Here is a 17,219-nt window from a genome sequence, read left to right on the forward strand (position 1 = left end):
GGGTCGCGCCCCAGATGATTGCGACGGCGACCTACGACCTCGGTCGCTGAGGCGGCGCAGGTTCGTCCGTCCAGCGTGGCGGAAATGGCCGCACGAGAACCTGACCGCCCGGCGGGATCGGTCCTAAATGGCGCAGGACAAGGTCATAGTCCGGGTGGCCCGGCGGGTACCGCAACTCGCCATGTCCGACAATGGACCCGCCTTCCCGTTCGGCTCTGAGCCAAAGGACCAGCGTGCCGTCGAGTTCGCGATGCGCGGAGCCGATCGGCGCCTCCGCGGAAGGGGGAGCTGGCGCATGCTCCCTCGACCCGGCACGCGCCTCGGCGGACGTCGCCAAGGCTTCCAGCACCCCGACGAAGCGTGGTCTCAGACAATCGGAGCCGACCTCGTGCAGGACGTCGTCGCCATCGAACAAGGCCACGCTGCACAGGCGGTCCGTCGTCTGACCAAGCGCTGGCGGATCGAGATCCGGCATGCTCCAGACCTCGTTTCCGGACGCGATCACGTTGCGCCGCTCATCAGCCGAGATGGCGTCGGTGCGTTCGCTTTCGATCTCCATCGGCCCTCCCCATGGGCCAGACGGGTGGTTGCCTGCCGGATTGTCATGAGGTCGAGATCGACGATGATCCAGTGAGCCAGCGGCGACAGGACGTTGCCAGTCGCAACCAGAATCCCACGATACGGCCACTCGTCAGATGAAAGGGCAAGATGAACGCTTGCCCGGCTCGTACGCGCGGCGGAGACGACCTTTTCGCTCGCATAGCCGAGGACGTTCGGTTCGGCTGCAACCGGGACGCTGAGCAGGAGCACGAGAACCACGGAAGTGCCCGCCGGTCGCAACCAGCCGAGCACCGCTTGTTTGCGCATGCTTCCGGTTGCAAGGTACCAGCTACCCATCCTGTCTCCTGCCGGGTACGAACTCATTTCGGGTTATGGATTTTCTCGATCCTATCGCCGCCGGTCCCAGCCGTCATTCGTACGGGGTTAGCAATCCGGGTAGTAGGGGCTGACCTCAACCGAACAACCGAGCCGCTGACCAAGTTCTCGCCCAAGTGCTGTCATGCCGTCGGGATCGCCATGCTGCGCAAGGAACACAGACTGATCGTCAGCGCCGGGTGCGCGCGTGCGGCAATGGGCATGAAGCGACGAGCCGCCACCGCCCTTGGCCGGCGTCATGCGAACCACTCGAAGATGCAGGATCTCGGTGCGGCGGATGACAAAGAGCTGATCGGACACCACGATCAGCGCCTCGCCGTCCGCAGACAGACCGAGCATCCGTTGCCGGTCTTCGACCACGTCTTCCGGGTCGCGCACGTATTCGAGTTCCGTCTCACCCGGAGCAAGGCGGCCGGCTCTTGCCATGCGCGCTGTCCCGACCTCCCCGTCGATCGCAATGGGTTGGAACTCTCGCACCCAACCCCGTTCTCTATCGCTGAGAGCCAAGCGGAAGCCCGTTATCAGGGTCACGTGGCAAGCCGTCTTCAACCGCGGCTCGCGATCCTCGGACGGTTTCTGCAGATCGTGCGACTGCCAGCTCGGCGGCCAAGCCACCAGCGAAACGTCAGCCAACCCCGAGCGCCACGCGGCGACGACGGTGTTCCACCGACGACCGACCGACGTGGGCCCGAGCGATGCTGTCAGATGATCAGCGACGCGCCGAAGGTTGGCGTGCGCGTCGTCCTCGAACCATGCAAGGGTGGTGAAGCGGGTGATCGGGAACTGGGGCGGGATGCGCTCGAAGGCGCTAGCCGTCCAAGGCGCCAGTGCGCCTGGTAGGGGTTCGGCATCAGTGAAGACGAGCGCCGGCCATGCGTAGATCGGATCCGGCTGAACGCCGCAGCGCGCAATGACATCCAAGCGCGTTTTGTGACGGGGTAGGCGCCAATCGTCCGCAAGGCGCAGGATCGGGTTCATGCCACCGGGATGTGACGGAACCTCCGTCGGCGCGAGGCTGTCGGACGTGGAGGTCATCGGCACCGAGGCAACCTGCGGGCGACGAAAGAAACGGTCCAGGAATCGTATCGCACCCTCCGCTAAGGCTTGTTGCCCAGCAACAGGGCTAGGCAGGATAGAGAATATGCCCTGCCGCAGTCGATGTCAGAAAGTCTCGCCCGTGAGCGAACCGACAACCTTTCCGATCCCGAGCGAAGCGCTGACGGAACGAATCAGACCGCGATCAAACCCTTACAGACGTCGCATCGCGAGCCGTGCCATTTCCGGAGCGGACGTCGGAAACGCAACGGGCCGCCAAACCTCGATAGTCCGATCGCCGTCCAGAAGCTCGCGCAGCGCTTCGTGCCACTCCCTTCGGTACGAGCGGTGGATCTGAACCTTCACGACATCGTCGTGGTCGGCCCAGACCTCATGAAGCAGGAAGCGATTCGGGTCGGCGGGATCCTCGTGCAGCACGGCGCCGCGATAGTTCACCTCGTGCGCCATGGCATACAGCACGTCGGTGAGGAGTCGCAGAAAGCGCTCGCGCTGACCGTCCCGCACCGTGAAATGTATGACGTACGCGACGCTCATGAGCGCACCTCGTCCATGAAGCCAATGATCTCAACGATGCGCCCGCTCCCGTCGAGGCGCACGACGTCCGTGCCGGCAGCAACGGCCGGCCCCGCATCCGGGTTGAGCGTCCAGGAGAAGCGCACGAAGGGGCCGTGGCCGTCGGCCGTTCCCTGGAGGCGGAAGGAGAGGCCCGGAAACTGCGCCCGGGCCCCCTCGATCATCTCGGCGAGCGCCGCCCGGCCGTCGGCCTGCATGAGCGGGTCGCGGTAGCGCACGTCCGGATGCCAAGCGTCAAGGCGGTGCCGGCGCGCAGATGGTTCGGTTTCGTTCCAGGCAGCCAGGTAGTCGTTGGCGGTATCGAGCGCGGTTCGCATGTCGAACTCCCGTTGTTTGGAGTTCGGACCCTGCTCAATCCAACGCCGTCCGACGATTACGTCCAAGGTCATGGGCACAAGGCCGACGCCATGCCAGAAGAGGAGCCATGACGGCGACGACTGCGAGCGACACGGTGGGAGACGTCCTGCGCGACTGGCGACGCCGGCGCCGCTTCAGCCAGCTCGACCTTGCGCTGGAGGCCGAGGTCTCGACCCGCCATCTCAGCTTCGTCGAGAGCGGCCGTTCGCAGCCCAGCCGCGACATGCTCCTGCGGCTGGCCGAACGGCTCGAGCTGCCGCTGCGCGAACGCAACCGCCTGCTCCTCGCCGGGGGCTACGCGCCGATCTTCGCCGAGCGGGATCTCGACCGTCCGGACATGGCCGCAGCCATGGACGCGGTGCGCGCCGTTCTTCACGCCTACGAGCCGTATCCAGCGCTCGCCGTCGATCGGCATTGGCGCCTCGTTGCCGCCAACGAAGGTCTTCCGCCTCTCCTCCAAGGTGTCGCAAGGCGCCTTTTGGATCCCGGTGTAGACGTCCTGACCCTGTCGTTGTCTTCCGACGGGCTCGCGCCCTTCATCCTGAACTATGCGGAGTGGCGGCAGCATATCCTAGAGCGCGTGCGGCGGGACGCGGCCCGTTCGGGGGACGGGGAACTCGCCCGCCTCCACGAGCGGCTTCGAGCCCTGCCGAGTCCCGCCGGCCGATCGGAAGCGGCATTCGAGACCTCGCCAGCGGCCTCGATCGCGGTGCCCTTGCTCCTTAGACACCCTTTGACGAACGAACGGCTGTCGTTCCTGTCGACCACGACGGTGTTCGGGACAGCGAGCGACGTCGCTCTCGCCGAACTGACGCTTGAGGGTTTTCTTCCGGCCGACGAAGCGACCCGCGAAGCTCTCACGGCTCGCCGATAGCACGCGGACCCTTCCGTTTGACGCGGTGGCAAGCCGCAAGGCGGTTTGCCCAGGGTCTCATCCCCTTCGTGGTCGGAGGCAGCAGGCCTCGGTGGCAGCGCACGAACTTCGATCGCCACCTTGGCGTGCACGCCGGAACATCGCCTTCGCATCCCAGGTTTCGTGGTTGCAGACAGGAGGATTCCCATGACCAAAGGTGTGATGAACGCTTGGGAGATCGAGGCAGGCAAGATGCGGCGCCGGGATCTGACGAAGGAGGAGACCGCCGCGATCGGCGAGGAGATGCTGAAGGGCACGCTCGTACCCGACATGGATCCCCGCCGCCGGAAGAACGTGATCCGCACCGCGATCGACAGCGTGCGGCCGGGCCGGAAGACTTAAGCCGGGAGGTAGTGCCATGAACACCGCCAACCTTCAGCTCGAAGGCCTATATGCTGCCTTGTCGGCCCTGATGACGGCGTTGCGCCAGAGCGGCGCGGTGAGCGAGGCCGACCTCGACGCCGCGCTCGCGGACGTCGAGGACACCGTGACGGCCGACCGGAGCCGGGCCGATCTCAGCCCCTCCCATCTCGACGCCATCGCCTTTCCCATCCGATACCTTCGCCTGGCGAACAAGCTTGGCGCCGAAGGATCGTATCCGGGCTTTGCCGAACTGACAGCGCGGGTCGGTCGGGAGAAGCCACAGCAGGCGGAACTCCGGTCCTTGGAGCGCGAGGACATCGAGGCGTCGAAGGACGCCGATGTCCGGCGTTTGGAGGAGATCGACCGTTCCGCCGAGCGGCCGTAGCCGTTCGTCCCATGGATCTCGACCTCGTCCCCCTCCTCCACTGGACGACACGCGCCATCGAGGTGTTCGGCATCCTGGCCATCGTCGTCGGCATCGTCGGTGCGACGGTCCGATACCTACGGGAGCGGGCCTCCCCCTCCGCCGGCAGCGACCCGTACCGGACCTATCGCTCCAGCATCGGCCGCGCGATCTTGCTCGGGCTCGAACTTCTCGTCGCGGCCGACATCATCAACACCGTTGCCATCGAACCGAGCCTCGAGAGCCTTGCCGTCCTCGCCGGCATCGTCGCGATCCGGACCTTCCTCAGCTTCTCGCTGGAGGTGGAGATCGACGGGAGGTGGCCATGGCAGAAGGGTTCGAAGGACCGGGCCGACCCAAGGAGCGGTTGAGGCCGGTTCGCCGTACGATCATCCACGGTTACGCGTCCGCGCCGGCCCCGGCAAACGATGCGCCCGTAAGGATCGACAACGACGTGGGGACGGGATCCGCAGCCCCGTCGTGAAGGGACGATGAGACGCATGCGGATCGATCCGTCGCTCCGTCGCAAATTCGGCTCTTCGCTCCCATGTACGGTTGCCCCCACCCAACCTCAGGACATTCCATGCCCGAAGGAGTTCCTCTCCGAGCCGCCGCGGCGGGCCTATCCATGCTCGGCGTCCTGGTCGCGGCGGGCGGCGACGCCCTGGCGCAGCCGTCCTCGGAGCCGATCCGGATCGTTGCGTTCGGCGACAGCCTCGTCGCCGGCTATGGTCTGCGACCGGGCGAGGCGTTCCCGGCGCAGTTGCAGGCCGCGCTCCGGGCGAAGAGCTACGACGTGACGGTGGCCAACGCAGGGGTCTCGGGCGACACGTCGGCCAGAGCTGTGGCGCGCATGGAACGCGCCGTGCCGACGGGCACCGACCTCACCATCGTCGAGTTCGGCGCGAACGACATCTTCCGTGGTGTGCCGGCCAGCACCACCGAACGCAACCTCGAGGCCGTCCTGTCACACGTCGGAAGCAAGTCGAAGGTCGTGGTCCTTGCCGGGATGGTCGTCCCGCCCGGTTTGGGCAACGATGCCTCGCGTTCGTTCGCTCCGATCTACAGCCGGCTGGCGGAGCGGCACTCCGCGGCGCTCTACCCGTTCTTTCTGAAGGGCGTCGCGGGCAACCGGAACCTGAACCTTGGCGACGGCATCCATCCGAACGCCGCCGGGGTCAAACGCATAGTCGAGGGCATCCTCCCAACTGTCGTGCGCGAGCTGGGCAAGCTTGAGAAGCGTCGCGCGGCAGCCGATTGATGAGATCGGCAGACTGCGCCCCGTCGGCGCATTCTGCGAGTGGATAGGGCTGAACGCCCCGGGGGTCTCGATGGACCGGGGCCGGCCCTCCGGGCTCGGTTCCGGGCGGGGCGTCGACACGCGGACCAGCCTCTTGGTATTCCCTGCCGAACAACGCGAGAGCGAATGGCCGTACGCTTCGAAGATCTGACGCCCGTCCAGTGTCGGGCCATGCTCCGCCTAACGGGCTGGGCGTCGGACGGCGAGGCGATCGGCTGCCTGGAGAGCGAGTTGCCGACGGCGATCCTCGAGGCCGTCGCGCAACTCAAGCACCTTGGCCTCGCGCAGGTGGACGTCGGTTGGCGCGGCGCACGATGGTGGCGGCTGACAACACGGGGCCGGCGGGTTCGCGACCGGGGTGAGGCGTGACGACAAGCACACATGGTATGCCGCGGCCGGCGGTCACGGAAAGAGGCCTATGAAAGCCGGAAAGCTGCCGAGGCTGCGCAAGGGTTCGCGTCCGATGGGCGGGCCGATGAATTTCCTCGTCTCGGTCGATACGCGGGTCGGCGGGGACATCGTCCTTCCGCCGGATCGGTACCGCGGAACGGTCGCCTGGAAGGAGACGGCGACGCGTTTGGGCGTCGAGCGATCCAGGAAGCGCTACGAGATCGAGTTGCCCGCGGCCGACGTAGTGCGGTGGGGCGGTGCCCCGGTCACGGGTGGTGAGCCCTGCCTGATCGACATCAGCGCCGAGGTGGCGTCCGGAGAGATCCACACACTCAGACCGCCGCTAGCTCGTTCTTGCGTATCAGGTCGAAGGACTGCTTCCGACCCGTCGAAGACCTACATTGATCTCCTCGACCATCCCGTAAGCGGACAATCGTCGGACAGAACTTCGCCGGAGGCCATCAAGCGGAGACCGCCACCCTCCTCAGGACCAGTTCATCTTCACCGGCGCCGAGACGACCGTACGCAGACCCGGCCGATTGTCGTGGTTCTCCAACTTGCCGGCGATCTGATCGACCACGGCGTCCATCATTCGCGAACCGAAGCCTGTACCCTTTACGACCGTACCCTTCCCATGCCCCCTGTCTGCGACAATCAGACGGAAGCGATCAATGTGCTGTTCCAGGGCGATCGCCAACGGCCCGGCCTGTCCGTCATAGGCGTACTTGCTGGCGTTGATCACGAGCTCGGTGACGATGAGCCCGACGGGGACCGCGCGGTCGGCGGAGATCAGGACGGGCACGAGATCCAGGTGGATGTGCTCGCGCCATTCCTCCGCCATCGAAGCCGCCAGATCGTCAACCAGCTCGTCGATGGATTGGCCGAGATCGACGACCTCGACGCTGACCCCGTTGTACAGACGGCGGTGCACCAGGGCGACCGCGCTGATCCTCCTCTGTGCTTCGGTCAATTGGGCCACCGCCTCGCTGCCCGAGGCTTCACGAGCCTGCATCCGCAGAAAGGTCATGACGATCTGGAGGCTGTTCTGAACCCGGTGGTTGACCTCTTTCAGAAGGAAGTCCTTCTGGCCGATCAGTGCCTCGTTCTCGCGGATCGTCAGCGCCAGTTCCTCGTTGAGGGTTCGAAGCCGCTGTGTGCCGCGTTCCTCGCCCAGTCGCTGCACCAAGCGTTCTGCGGATTCCGTCTCGGCGAGTGACCAAGGCTTCGAGGGGCCTCGGACAGTCTCAGTCCAGTCCTCAAAGGAGGAGCGCGGGGTCAGCACGGCGTTCGGATCTGACGCGACATCCTTGTGCGGGTTCCCTGCCCAATTGACGACCTCCAACTTCTCGGCTCGGAACCACAGGAGGACGGTTGGAACCTCGCTCGACATCACGACGCTCAGCAAACCGCTAACCAACGTGCGGTAACGGTCCGCCTCCGGCAGTTTCTCCGACAGGCGGTCGGTCGCGTTTGGCATATGGGGAATGGTTCGGCGCGCGTAGGCGCTAAGTTCGCGGATCGTCGGCTCGTCCGGGCAGCGCCCATGGGTAAAGAGGTCGCTGCCTTGGATCGCTGCGAACCCGTCCGCGTCCAGCATCGTACGCAGATCCTTTCCGGCGTCTCGAAAGAACTGCGCTAGCGTCCTGTCCGGTCCGAGCCTTGCACAGGCTCTATCTTCGCTGGCTCGCAAACGGATGCGTTCGCGATAAAGAACGGCTTCGTCCTTGGCGCGGATTTGGCGTGACAGGCCGCTTGCCAGCGTTCGGCAGGCAACGCGAACCGGAAGCGACAAGCGGCGAGTGGTGCGATTGTGGCAGGCGATAAGCCCCCACAGGACACCGTCCTGAACGATCGACACGGAGGCTGAGGCGCCAACCTCCATGTTGCGAAGGTACTGGAGGTGGATCGGCGACACGCTACGCAGGGCGGCATCGCTGAGATCGACCGCCTGGGTCGGAGTCGCCTGCAAACGGATGGGTGCCGGCTGGTAGTTCACATCCGGAATGACGCGGATCCGGTTGCTTACATAAAGCTCCCGGGCCTGACGCGGAATGTCGCCCGCCGGGAAGTGATGGTTCATGAAGGACCCGACGCCGTCGGCGTCCGCCTCCCCCACAACCACGCCTGCGTCGTCTTCGAGAAAGCGGTAGATCATCACCCGGTCGTAGCCGGTGATCTCACGGAATACCTCGGCAGCCTCGCGGTATAGCTCGCGAAGGCCGATCGCACGCTCGAACCGGTGGCTGGCGGCTTCTAGCATGGCCAGCATGGCCAGCGGCCTCTCACCAGCCGCCTCGGCGGGCTCCAGTTCGATGAGGATGAGCCCGTCCGACCGATGCGCCGAGACGTCGAAGGTCTCACGCTGGCCGATCACCGGTTCCAGAATAGAAACTTCGTTTGCGGGGATCAGTGACGCATCAAACGGTTGGCCGATGAGCTGCGCCACGGGCAGCCCATGCCAACTTGGCGCCAACCGGCCTTCGATGTCGCCCGCGACGCCCTGCACGAGCCCCGTTTACGAATCGACGATCAGAAGCAGGCCGTGCGGTTGGATGGAGGCTGGAATATGGATTGGCTCGCGATCGCAGAGCGTCAGGTCGAGCGTGGATGAGGTTTGCGGGAACACGGAGCCTACGATCGCCAGAGCCTGAAGCGTCGTGGGGGTGTACGGGATGTCGCGACCTAGCGGCAATCAATCTGTCGGTAGGGGTCAACCCTTCGGCTCGCTCCATGCTGAAGACGACCATCCCTAGCCTCGCCGCGATCCAGACGTTGTCAGCCCCTGACTTCCTCTACGGCGGAGGAGCCTCAGCGCAAGCGCACGACGTTGGATCCACGAGCGCCTATGCCATAGCCTCCGTCTTCGACGCGATGAGATACCAGGTCCCGATCTGCGATCTTGAAGCCGGCGAGCATCTCATTGAGCTCACCGACCTCGACCGACCGCTCGTTGCAGGCTGCGGCAGATTCTTCCACCATTGCAGCGTTCTGCTGCGTCCCCTTGTCCAGCGTCCCGACCGCTACGTCGATTTCGCTGAGACCAACAGCCTGGTGGCGGGACGCGTCGACGATCGAGCCGACATGCAGATTGACCGCCGCAACGTTGGCAACGATGCCCTGAAGGCTCTGCCCGGCTCGCCCGACCAACTCGACACCCTGCTCGACCTGCCTCCGGGAAAGCGAGATCAGATCCTTGATCTCCTTCGCCGCCTCTGCGGACCGTTGCGCGAGCCCACGAACCTCCTGCGCAACCACGGCAAAGCCACGCCCTGCCTCGCCGGCGCGGGCCGCTTCGACCCCTGCGTTCAGCGCCAGGAGGTTGGTCTGGAAGGCGATCTCGTCGATCGTGCCGATGATGTTGCCGATCTTGCCGGACGAGGCCTCGATCTCGGCCATGGCGGTGACCGCCTCGTTGACAACCACCCCTGACTGTTCCGCTTCCCGCTTGGTGCGGGCAACCAGTTCACCGGCTTGTTCAGCCTTCAGGCTCCCGGTGCGAACGCCATTCGTCATTTCCGACAGCGCAGCCGATGTTTCCTCGATCGCCGCGGCCTGCTGTTCGGTACGCCGGGCGAGATCGTCGGAAGCCCCACGGATGTGGTCCGCCCCTGACAGGATCGCCTGCGCATTCTGCTGGACGACCACCATCGCCGATTGAAGCCTCTCGATCGATGCGTTGAAGCTCTGACGGATCGGATCGAGGCTGGGAATGAACGAGTGGGCTATACGCTGCGTGAGATCGCCCTCCGCAAGCGCTTCGAGCGCACCTCCCAGCGTCCGCACGGCGCTGACCCGTTCGGTGACGTCGCTTGCAAACTTCACGACCTTGATCACCTCGCCGTTGGGCGCGACGACCGGGTTGTAGGAGGCTTGAATGAAGACCTTGCGCCCGCCCTTGCCTACGCGCTGGAACTCGTCGGCGACGAACTCCCCACGTTTGAGTTTCGACCAAAACTCAAGGTAGTCGCTCGACTGCGCCTCGGCTTTGTCGACGAAGATCGAATGATGGCGGCCGACAATCTCGTCCAGCGAGTAGCCGAGCGCGGACAGGAACCGTTCGTTGGCGGTGATGATCTCCCCCTCCGGCGAGAACTCGATCACCGCCTGCGAACGGGAGATGGCGTCGATCTTCGCCGTGCTCTCGATTTGAGCGTGCTTGGTGATCGTGATGTCGTTGGCGAACTTGACGATCCGCACCGGCTTTCCGGCGCGGTTCAGGATTGGGTTGTAGTTGCCCCGGATGAAGACCTCGCGACCGCCTTTGGCCAAGCGGCGGAACTCGTCGCATTCGAACTCGCCGCGACGCAGCTTCGCCCAGAACGCGGCATACTCCGAGGAGCCGGCATACACGGGATCAACGAACATCGAGTGCTGGCGGCCGACGATCTCGGCCGGCGTATAGCCCATCAGCTCGCAGAAGTTCGCGTTGGCGCGAAGGATCCGACCATCGAGATCGAACTCGATGATCGCCATCGATTTGTCCAACGAGGCCAGGACGCGGTCCGAGCTTGATCCAAAAAGCCAGCCCATATCCAACATCCCCACGGAAAGACGCCCATCTACTATCCGCATGATGAACAAACAGCATCCTGATGGTGCGACAGAATGTACAGTTCCAATTTCAATCCGTATATCTGTTGTTAAAACTCTGGGTTACGTCGTTGATTCTGATAGCGGGTGAACACTGAACGTTCTGCAAACCAAGTACGTACGGTGGGTCGCGAGATGTTGTGAGTTATTAGTGTCTGAAGGGAGATTTTCGCAGCGGAATACGATCAGTCCTTAACTTTGGCCCCTTAAAGCAGGAGGCAGGAGAGAGTGATGAACGTCCTGCTGACTTGCCTCGGTGTCCTGAACGACCCCATGCTGCTGACTTTGGCGTCCATAGTCTGCCTGATCGGTGTCTATGGTTCCTTCTCCGTGGCTCGCCATGCCGGGCGCCGCGATGTGGTCGCTCGTCGTCGATGGGCCTTCCTGTCTTTGGTGACAGCGGGCTGCACGGCTTGGGCCACGCATATGGTCGCCCTGCTGGCCTTCCGCCCAGGCATGCAGTCGGGGTTCGAGCCCACCACGACCGCCGTCTCGCTCTTGCTGGCGATCGCGGGCATCGGAGCGGGGCTGATGCTCACGCTGGGGCGACGCGAGCGTTGGAGACGGTTCGCGGGCGGCCTCGTGATCGGCCTCGGGGTCACGGTCCTCCATTACGTCGGTCAAGCCGCCTACGTTGTCCGCGGACATGTCAACTGGGATCTCACGATCGTCTGGTCGACCATTCTAGTCAGCCTCCCCCTGTTCGGTCTTGCGACGCTGGCGTCGGTCGAACGACGGCGCTGGATCAGCGTCCTCGGCGCGCCGCTGCTCGTTCTGGCCATCGGGGTCCTTCATATCGGCGGCATGGTTGCCATGACGCTGGAGTTCGATCCACGGGTTCAGCTTCCAGCCTGGACGGTGTCTCCCGATATCCTGGCGCCGATCGTTGCCGTCGTCTCGTTCGGCCTCGTCACGATCGCGATCGTCGGCTTGAGGCTGACCGTCGCAGCCAAGGCGAAGCTCCGCTACGAGAGACGAAGGCTCGGTGAACTCGCCAATCTCGCGCTGGAAGGGTTGGCGATCTGCGAAGGAAGCCGCATCGTCACCGCAAACGACAGTCTGGCACGCCTGATCGGGATCTCCCGCGATGAACTGACGGGATGCGAGCTTTCCGCGCTTCTGCCGAACCTCGACTTCCGCTCCCTACCGGAACGCGCGGAAACTGATGCCCTCCTCATGAGAAGGCTTGGCCAACCACTGCCCGTGCGCGTCCTGCACAACGCCGTGGATCTTGCAGGGAGAGCACAGACCGTCATCGCCTTTCGCGATCAGAGCGAACGTCTGTCGGCCGAGGAGCGTATTCGCACGCTTGCCTATTCCGATTCCCTCACCGGCCTCGCGAACAGGACGAGGTTCCAGGACGCGATCGCGACCTGTGTCAGCGAGCACCAGGATAACGGCAGCCCTTTCACCCTGCTTCTCTTCGACCTTGACGGGTTCAAGGACGTCAACGACGCGTTCGGCCATGCGGGCGGTGATGAAGTTCTTCGGGTCGTCGCACGACGTGCACGCAGCGTTGCCGAAGACCACCTCCTGGCCCGCTTGGGCGGCGATGAATTCGCCATCATCGTCCGAGGCAGCGCAGACCCGCTCCAAGCTGCCGCCATCGGCCGCAACCTGATCGAGACCATAGAGACACCCATCCCGATTGGGGACGAGATCGCGCACGTATCCGCCAGCGTTGGTCTGATGCCGTCCCAGCTTCAAAGCGTGTCGGCTGACGACCTGACGCTGGCTGCCGATTTGGCACTGTACGACGCCAAGGCCAACGGGCGGGGCCGCTTGCGACTGTTCACGCCCGAACTGCGGAAGGCTGCAAAGGACCGCCTCAGCGTGGGAGAGGACCTGCGCGAAGCCTGGGAGGCGCGGAACTTCGAGCTCTACTATCAACCCCAGGTACGCTTGACCGACGACCGGATCGTCGGAGCTGAAGCGTTGATCCGTTGGAACCACCCATACCTCGGCGTTCTGGCACCCGGGGCATTCCTGTCGGTCCTGGAAGCGGGTCCCCTTGCGCTTCCCGTGGGCGACTGGATCCTGAGGAAGGCCTGCGCGGATGCGATGACGATTCGGCGCGGTGGACAAGCCGACTTCCGAATCGGCGTGAACCTGTTCGCCGCCCAGTTGCGAGCGCCAGACTTCGTGGAGCGCGTCGACGATGCGTTGAGGTCCACCGGGCTACCGGCCAACGCACTCGAACTCGAGATCACCGAGAACATCGTGCTGCGCAACGAGCGCACGATCGCCACCCACCTGTCTCGTCTACGCAAAATGGATATCGGCATCGCGTTCGACGACTTCGGGACGGGGTATGCCTCCCTGACCCTTCTCAAACAGTTGGACATCACCCGACTGAAGATCGACCGTTCCTTCATTCGGGATATCGAAACGAACCGAAAGGACCAAGGCATCGTCGATGCGGTCATTCGGATGGCACGAGGGTGCGACCTGGACGTCATCGCCGAAGGCATTGAGACCCGAACCCAAGCGGATTACCTGCGCGAGCGCTTAAGCGAGGGGCAAGGGTATCTGTTCGGAAAGCCGATGCCGCTGACGAACTTTCGCAAATGTCGTCACGATAGCCCAGGACCGCAGCTGTCAGGTGCCGTAGCCTAGTCAGCATAGCTACGTGCCGTCATCAGGTTTCACCGTCCCTGCCGCTCTACCAAGATGCATCGGCGGATCACCTTAAGACCGCCTCGGTGAGCAGCGCCCGTCTCTCCCAGAAGTCCGCTATTAACGTTCGTCGCCGAATAGCGGACCGGCAGGAAACCATCCTGTCCGGTCTCAGGCCTCGTACGAAGCGGACGCCCAAAACCGGTTGGACAGGCTTCGACCCTTCTAGGTCTCTTAGGCTTACCTCACTGCGGCTTCATAGCTGACGCGTCGCAACGAACGTCCAGTGAGCGTCGTCTCGCACCTGTCCGTTGGCTTCCTAGCGGCAGGGTACGCGATTACTCGGCATAGGATCGACCAGTTGTTAGACCGTCTAAGTTCGCAAGGAGCCGAGAGAGGAAGTTGAGGAACTGCTCGGCCTCCCCGTCCGTGAAGCCCTCCAGCGCGTCGCGGTTGCCCTGGAACAGGACGGTGATCGCTTGCGGCAGGCGCGCAAGCGCCGCGTCCGTCAGAACCACACGCTGACTGCGGCCGTCGTTAGGATCTGGCGTGCGGCTGATGAGGCCGTCCCGCTCCATGCGGCGCAGCATCTGTGCCATGGGCGGTTGTTCGATCCGGGCAAAACGCGCCAATTCACGTTGTGTGCTGGCTTCCCCGTCCCGCAGGGCAACAAGGACCGGCAGATGGCCGATGCCGAACCCTAATGGCTTCAGCCGGGCCTCACTGAGGCGCGCAAACCCCCGGGCGGCGAGGCTGACGAGATGCCCCGGCGTCGTCAGTACGTTCCTGCCGTCGCTCATACTCGCTTGCCTCCGTTTCCGCTATCGACTAACAAGTGCATATGCACATATGTAAGTTGGAGGCAGCGAGATCGCAACGCCACAACTGTGCGTGCTCCTCTCCTGCACCCAATTCTTAGAGGCTGACGCAATGCCGCGCGAAGACATCTCGATCACCACCCAGGACGGCGTTTGCCCGAGCCACGCGTTTACACCGGACGGATGGGTCGGCGGGCCTGCCGTCGTCTTCTTCATGGACGCGGGTGGCATTCGCCCGGCTGTCTTCGACATGGCGCAACGACTTGCAAACGCCGGGTACCTCGTGCTCGTGCCCGACCTCTTCTACCGTTACGGCGCCTACGGTCCCTTCGATCCAGTGGAGGTCCTGAAGGGTGACTTCATGGCGACGCTTGGTCCTCTGATGGCGACGACCGGCAACACCAAGGCGGCCGAGGACATGGGCATGTTTCTGGCCTACGTCGATACCCGGACCGATGTGACGGGTAAGCTCGGGGCGGTCGGCTTCTGCATGGGCGGCGGCATGGCAATCGCCGCGGCCGGCACGTATCCGGATCGGTTCGCGGCGGTAGCGAGCTTCCACGGCGGCAACCTCGCCACCGACAGGCCGGACAGCCCGCACACCTACGCGCCGCGCCTGAAGGCGGAACTCTACATCGCAGCCGCCACGAACGACGCCAGCTATCCCACCGAGATGGCCGAACGGCTGGAGCGGGCACTGATAGAGGCCGGTGTCCCATTCCGGGCCGAGACCTACCCGGCCGCCCATGGCTGGATGAAGCCCGACTTTCCTGTCTTCAACGAGGCTGCCGCCGAATGGGGATGGCGCGAGATGCTCGCCTTCTTCGACCGCACACTGCGGTGACGCTGCGAGCCCCAAGTTCCTAGAAGAGGCAGGCCTCCCCGGATCCCGCACGGGCGATCATGTCCGCTTTCCACGTTCTCAGCGCAGGAACGGTGGGCCGCCTTTCAAAAACTCTCGGTTTTGGGCGACTTGGCAAGCGGACGCTCGGAAGCGGATCAGCCGTACTCGACCTGTTGCACACGCTCAAGCGCAGCAAGACCATTCCTAGAAGCGGTCGTTCATTGACCTTCGAACCAAGCCTTCGCGTCGGCACCGGCGGGAAGGATCAGGGGACTTCCGGGATCGGTCGCTGCGCGCAAGACGGCTTCGGCGACGTCCTCAGCGGTGGTCACCGGACCGTTGGCAGCCTCCTGCATGCGGGCGAGCGTCTCGTTCGTGAAGTCGGCATAGGCTTCGTGGAAGCCGCCTTGTGCCATGATCTGCGCCCGCGCGTTGGTCCCAAAGCTGGTGGTGGGCGCCGAGCCCGGGAGGACCGATGCGACGCGGATACCGAACGGAGCCAGCTCCAGCGCCGCCGCCTCGGTCAGGGCGTTCACCGCCGCCTTGCTCGAGCGATAGACCGACAGGAGCGGCAGCGGCTTGATCGTCACGCTGGAGCTGACGTTGACGATGACGCCGGCGCGGCGCTCGCGCATGCCGGGCAGGACGGCCTGCATCATCGCGATCGTGGCGAACGTGTTGGTCTCGAAGATGCGCCGCACCACTTCCATCGAGGTGCCCTCGACCGGGTTCAACCAGCCAATGCCCGCGTTGTTGACGAGGACGTCGATCCGGCCCGCCTCGGCGATGGCTTTCCGGATGCTTTCCGCCTCGGTGACGTCGAGGGCGAGAACGCGCAGGTTCGCGGACGCGGGAAGCGTGCTGACGGCGGGGTCGCGCATCGTAGCGACGACACGCCAGCCTTCAGCCAGAAAGCGGGTAGCGATCTCGCGGCCGAAGCCGGTCGAGCAACCGGTGACGAGGACGGTCTGCATGGGTCGGATCTCCGTTTAGGATATCGCCTGACTTACGCCGTCGCTGCTGGACGTGCTACGTGCATTCGTCCGTAGTTTGTTTGAGATCGTCCGCCGTTGGTTGACCCGCTCGCCCAGATGATTGCGCTGCTCATGCCCAGCGCCTCGTTTTCGAAACTCGTGACGGCTACTAGTCCCTTTGCCGTGCATCCGCCCAACCAGGGACCCTTCTACGCAGCCGTGCTGGAGGGCGATCTGGAGCTGCAGCTTCGCGGTCACCCGCCTGAGCGCCTCGGCGCGGGCGACTTCGTTCTGCTCCCGGCCTCCGAGGGTCTTGTGGTGACGAGCCGCGTGCCGCCGGTCGATCGTCCAGCCGACGAACCGGTCGAGGTCCGCCCAGGCGTGTTCCATCTCGGCGCCTCCCGCGAGCCCGACACGCAGATGATGATCGGCTACTGCGCCTTCGGGTCCGACGACGCTTCGCTTCTTGTCTCGTTGCTGCCGGGACTGGTGGTAGTGCGGGGGGAGCAGCGATTGACGACGCTCGTGGCGCTTCTCAGCCAAGAGGCGCGGGCAGAGCGACCGGGCCGCGACGCAGTGCTCGCACGCCTTCTGGAAGTTCTGCTGATCGAGGCGTTCCGGTCCACGACGAGCCGTGGTCCGGCCCCCGGCCTCCTGCGGGGCTTGGCGGACGAGCGCCTTGCCCTTGCGCTGCGCCGGATGCACGGTGAACCGTCACGAGCGTGGACGGTCGGCGCGCTGGCGCGGGAGGCCGGTCTGTCGCGATCGACCTTCTTCGAGCAGTTCGGGCGCGAGGTGGGTCTGACACCCATGGAATATCTGCTCGGTTGGCGCATGGCACTGGCCAAGGACCAGTTGCGTGGCGATCGCACGAACGTCGCCAAGGTTGCGGAGGGCGTCGGCTACAGTTCGCAGAGCACGTTCAGCGTGGCGTTCTCTCGTCATGTCGGGATGTCGCCAACCGCCTACGCCCGCAGCCAGAAGCTAATTTCGCGCCTCGAACCGTATCACCCGTGAGGCCGAAAGTGGATTGCAAGCAACGGGTTGCTTCGAACACCCTGCTGCCGCTTTGATGGCATCAGTCAC

Annotated in this window: 19 protein-coding genes; 9 read left to right on the top strand and 10 right to left on the bottom strand. The window is 64.4% G+C overall.

Features of this window, described 5'->3' with window-relative positions:
• Window positions 1–31: 31 nt before the first annotated feature.
• From AUL34_RS22645 to AUL34_RS16535, 5 genes are all read right to left on the bottom strand, one after another.
• Complete coding sequence (locus AUL34_RS22645) at window positions 32–559, bottom strand: hypothetical protein (RefSeq protein WP_061936011.1); 528 nt, start codon at window positions 557–559, stop codon at window positions 32–34.
• Window positions 502–897 carry a hypothetical protein gene (locus AUL34_RS22370; protein ID WP_156420966.1) on the bottom strand — a complete coding sequence of 132 codons (396 nt, stop codon included), beginning with the start codon at window positions 895–897 and terminating at the stop codon, window positions 502–504. The genes AUL34_RS22645 and AUL34_RS22370 overlap by 58 nt, the downstream gene beginning before the upstream one ends.
• Before the next feature lie 87 nt (window positions 898–984).
• A complete protein-coding gene (locus AUL34_RS16525) occupies window positions 985–1,971 on the bottom strand; it encodes a hypothetical protein (protein WP_061936014.1) in 987 nt (328 codons plus the stop codon).
• Between the two features lie 213 nt (window positions 1,972–2,184).
• Window positions 2,185–2,526: a putative quinol monooxygenase gene (locus AUL34_RS16530; protein ID WP_061936016.1), complete on the bottom strand. Its 342-nt coding sequence runs from the start codon at window positions 2,524–2,526 to the stop codon at window positions 2,185–2,187.
• Window positions 2,523–2,882: a nuclear transport factor 2 family protein gene (locus AUL34_RS16535; RefSeq protein ID WP_061936019.1), complete on the bottom strand. Its 360-nt coding sequence runs from the start codon at window positions 2,880–2,882 to the stop codon at window positions 2,523–2,525. The genes AUL34_RS16530 and AUL34_RS16535 overlap by 4 nt, the downstream gene beginning before the upstream one ends.
• Window positions 2,883–2,989: 107 nt before the next feature.
• Between AUL34_RS16535 and AUL34_RS16540 the strand changes: the two genes are divergently transcribed.
• From AUL34_RS16540 to AUL34_RS16565, 6 genes are all read left to right on the top strand, one after another.
• The gene (locus tag AUL34_RS16540; RefSeq protein ID WP_061936022.1) at window positions 2,990–3,796 is read left to right on the top strand and encodes a helix-turn-helix domain-containing protein; all 807 of its coding nucleotides are present in this window, start codon (window positions 2,990–2,992) and stop codon (window positions 3,794–3,796) included.
• 186 nt (window positions 3,797–3,982) lie between these two features.
• Complete coding sequence (locus AUL34_RS16545) at window positions 3,983–4,177, top strand: hypothetical protein (RefSeq protein WP_061936025.1); 195 nt, start codon at window positions 3,983–3,985, stop codon at window positions 4,175–4,177.
• Window positions 4,178–4,193: 16 nt separating this feature from the next.
• Window positions 4,194–4,583, top strand: a complete 390-nt coding sequence (locus AUL34_RS16550) for a hypothetical protein (protein WP_192845774.1) — start codon at window positions 4,194–4,196, stop codon at window positions 4,581–4,583.
• Window positions 4,584–4,594: 11 nt separating this feature from the next.
• Window positions 4,595–4,972 (top strand): DUF1622 domain-containing protein, encoded by a 378-nt coding sequence (locus AUL34_RS16555; RefSeq protein ID WP_061936028.1) that lies wholly within the window; start codon window positions 4,595–4,597, stop codon window positions 4,970–4,972.
• A gap of 212 nt (window positions 4,973–5,184) precedes the next feature.
• A complete protein-coding gene (locus tag AUL34_RS16560) occupies window positions 5,185–5,862 on the top strand; it encodes an arylesterase (protein WP_202814964.1) in 678 nt (225 codons plus the stop codon).
• A gap of 210 nt (window positions 5,863–6,072) precedes the next feature.
• Window positions 6,073–6,270, top strand: coding sequence for a hypothetical protein (locus AUL34_RS16565; protein ID WP_192845775.1), 198 nt, complete (start codon window positions 6,073–6,075; stop codon window positions 6,268–6,270).
• Between the two features lie 505 nt (window positions 6,271–6,775).
• On the opposite strand, the gene AUL34_RS16570 is transcribed toward AUL34_RS16565, so the two are convergent.
• The 3 genes from AUL34_RS16570 to AUL34_RS16575 all read right to left on the bottom strand — a co-directional run bounded on the left by AUL34_RS16570 (window position 6,776) and on the right by AUL34_RS16575 (window position 10,863).
• Complete coding sequence (locus AUL34_RS16570) at window positions 6,776–8,737, bottom strand: histidine kinase dimerization/phosphoacceptor domain -containing protein (RefSeq protein WP_244492613.1); 1,962 nt, start codon at window positions 8,735–8,737, stop codon at window positions 6,776–6,778.
• Between the two features lie 69 nt (window positions 8,738–8,806).
• Window positions 8,807–8,917 (bottom strand): hypothetical protein, encoded by a 111-nt coding sequence (locus AUL34_RS22900; protein WP_244492620.1) that lies wholly within the window; start codon window positions 8,915–8,917, stop codon window positions 8,807–8,809.
• Between the two features lie 182 nt (window positions 8,918–9,099).
• Window positions 9,100–10,863, bottom strand: coding sequence for a PAS domain-containing methyl-accepting chemotaxis protein (locus AUL34_RS16575; RefSeq protein WP_244492621.1), 1,764 nt, complete (start codon window positions 10,861–10,863; stop codon window positions 9,100–9,102).
• Window positions 10,864–11,112: 249 nt separating this feature from the next.
• Here AUL34_RS16575 and AUL34_RS16580 point away from each other — a divergent pair, with 249 nt between their 5' ends.
• Window positions 11,113–13,497, top strand: coding sequence for an EAL domain-containing protein (locus AUL34_RS16580; RefSeq protein ID WP_061936043.1), 2,385 nt, complete (start codon window positions 11,113–11,115; stop codon window positions 13,495–13,497).
• A 338-nt stretch (window positions 13,498–13,835) separates the two neighbouring features.
• Here AUL34_RS16580 and AUL34_RS16585 read toward each other — a convergent pair whose 3' ends face one another.
• On the bottom strand, window positions 13,836–14,297 hold the full coding sequence (locus AUL34_RS16585) for a MarR family winged helix-turn-helix transcriptional regulator (protein ID WP_061936045.1): 462 nt from the start codon (window positions 14,295–14,297) through the stop codon (window positions 13,836–13,838).
• Between the two features lie 130 nt (window positions 14,298–14,427).
• On the opposite strand from AUL34_RS16585, the gene AUL34_RS16590 reads away from it, so the two are divergent.
• A complete protein-coding gene (locus AUL34_RS16590) occupies window positions 14,428–15,159 on the top strand; it encodes a dienelactone hydrolase family protein (protein ID WP_061936048.1) in 732 nt (243 codons plus the stop codon).
• 218 nt (window positions 15,160–15,377) lie between these two features.
• Here AUL34_RS16590 and AUL34_RS16595 read toward each other — a convergent pair whose 3' ends face one another.
• The gene (locus tag AUL34_RS16595) at window positions 15,378–16,133 is read right to left on the bottom strand and encodes an SDR family oxidoreductase (protein ID WP_061936051.1); all 756 of its coding nucleotides are present in this window, start codon (window positions 16,131–16,133) and stop codon (window positions 15,378–15,380) included.
• 96 nt (window positions 16,134–16,229) lie between these two features.
• On the opposite strand from AUL34_RS16595, the gene AUL34_RS16600 reads away from it, so the two are divergent.
• Entirely contained in the window at window positions 16,230–17,150 is a 921-nt protein-coding gene (locus tag AUL34_RS16600) for an AraC family transcriptional regulator (RefSeq protein WP_061936054.1), read from the top strand.
• Window positions 17,151–17,219: the final 69 nt, after the last annotated feature.

It is taken from the genome of Aureimonas sp. AU22 (genome assembly GCF_001463745.1).
In the GTDB taxonomy this organism is placed as follows: domain Bacteria; phylum Pseudomonadota; class Alphaproteobacteria; order Rhizobiales; family Rhizobiaceae; genus Aureimonas.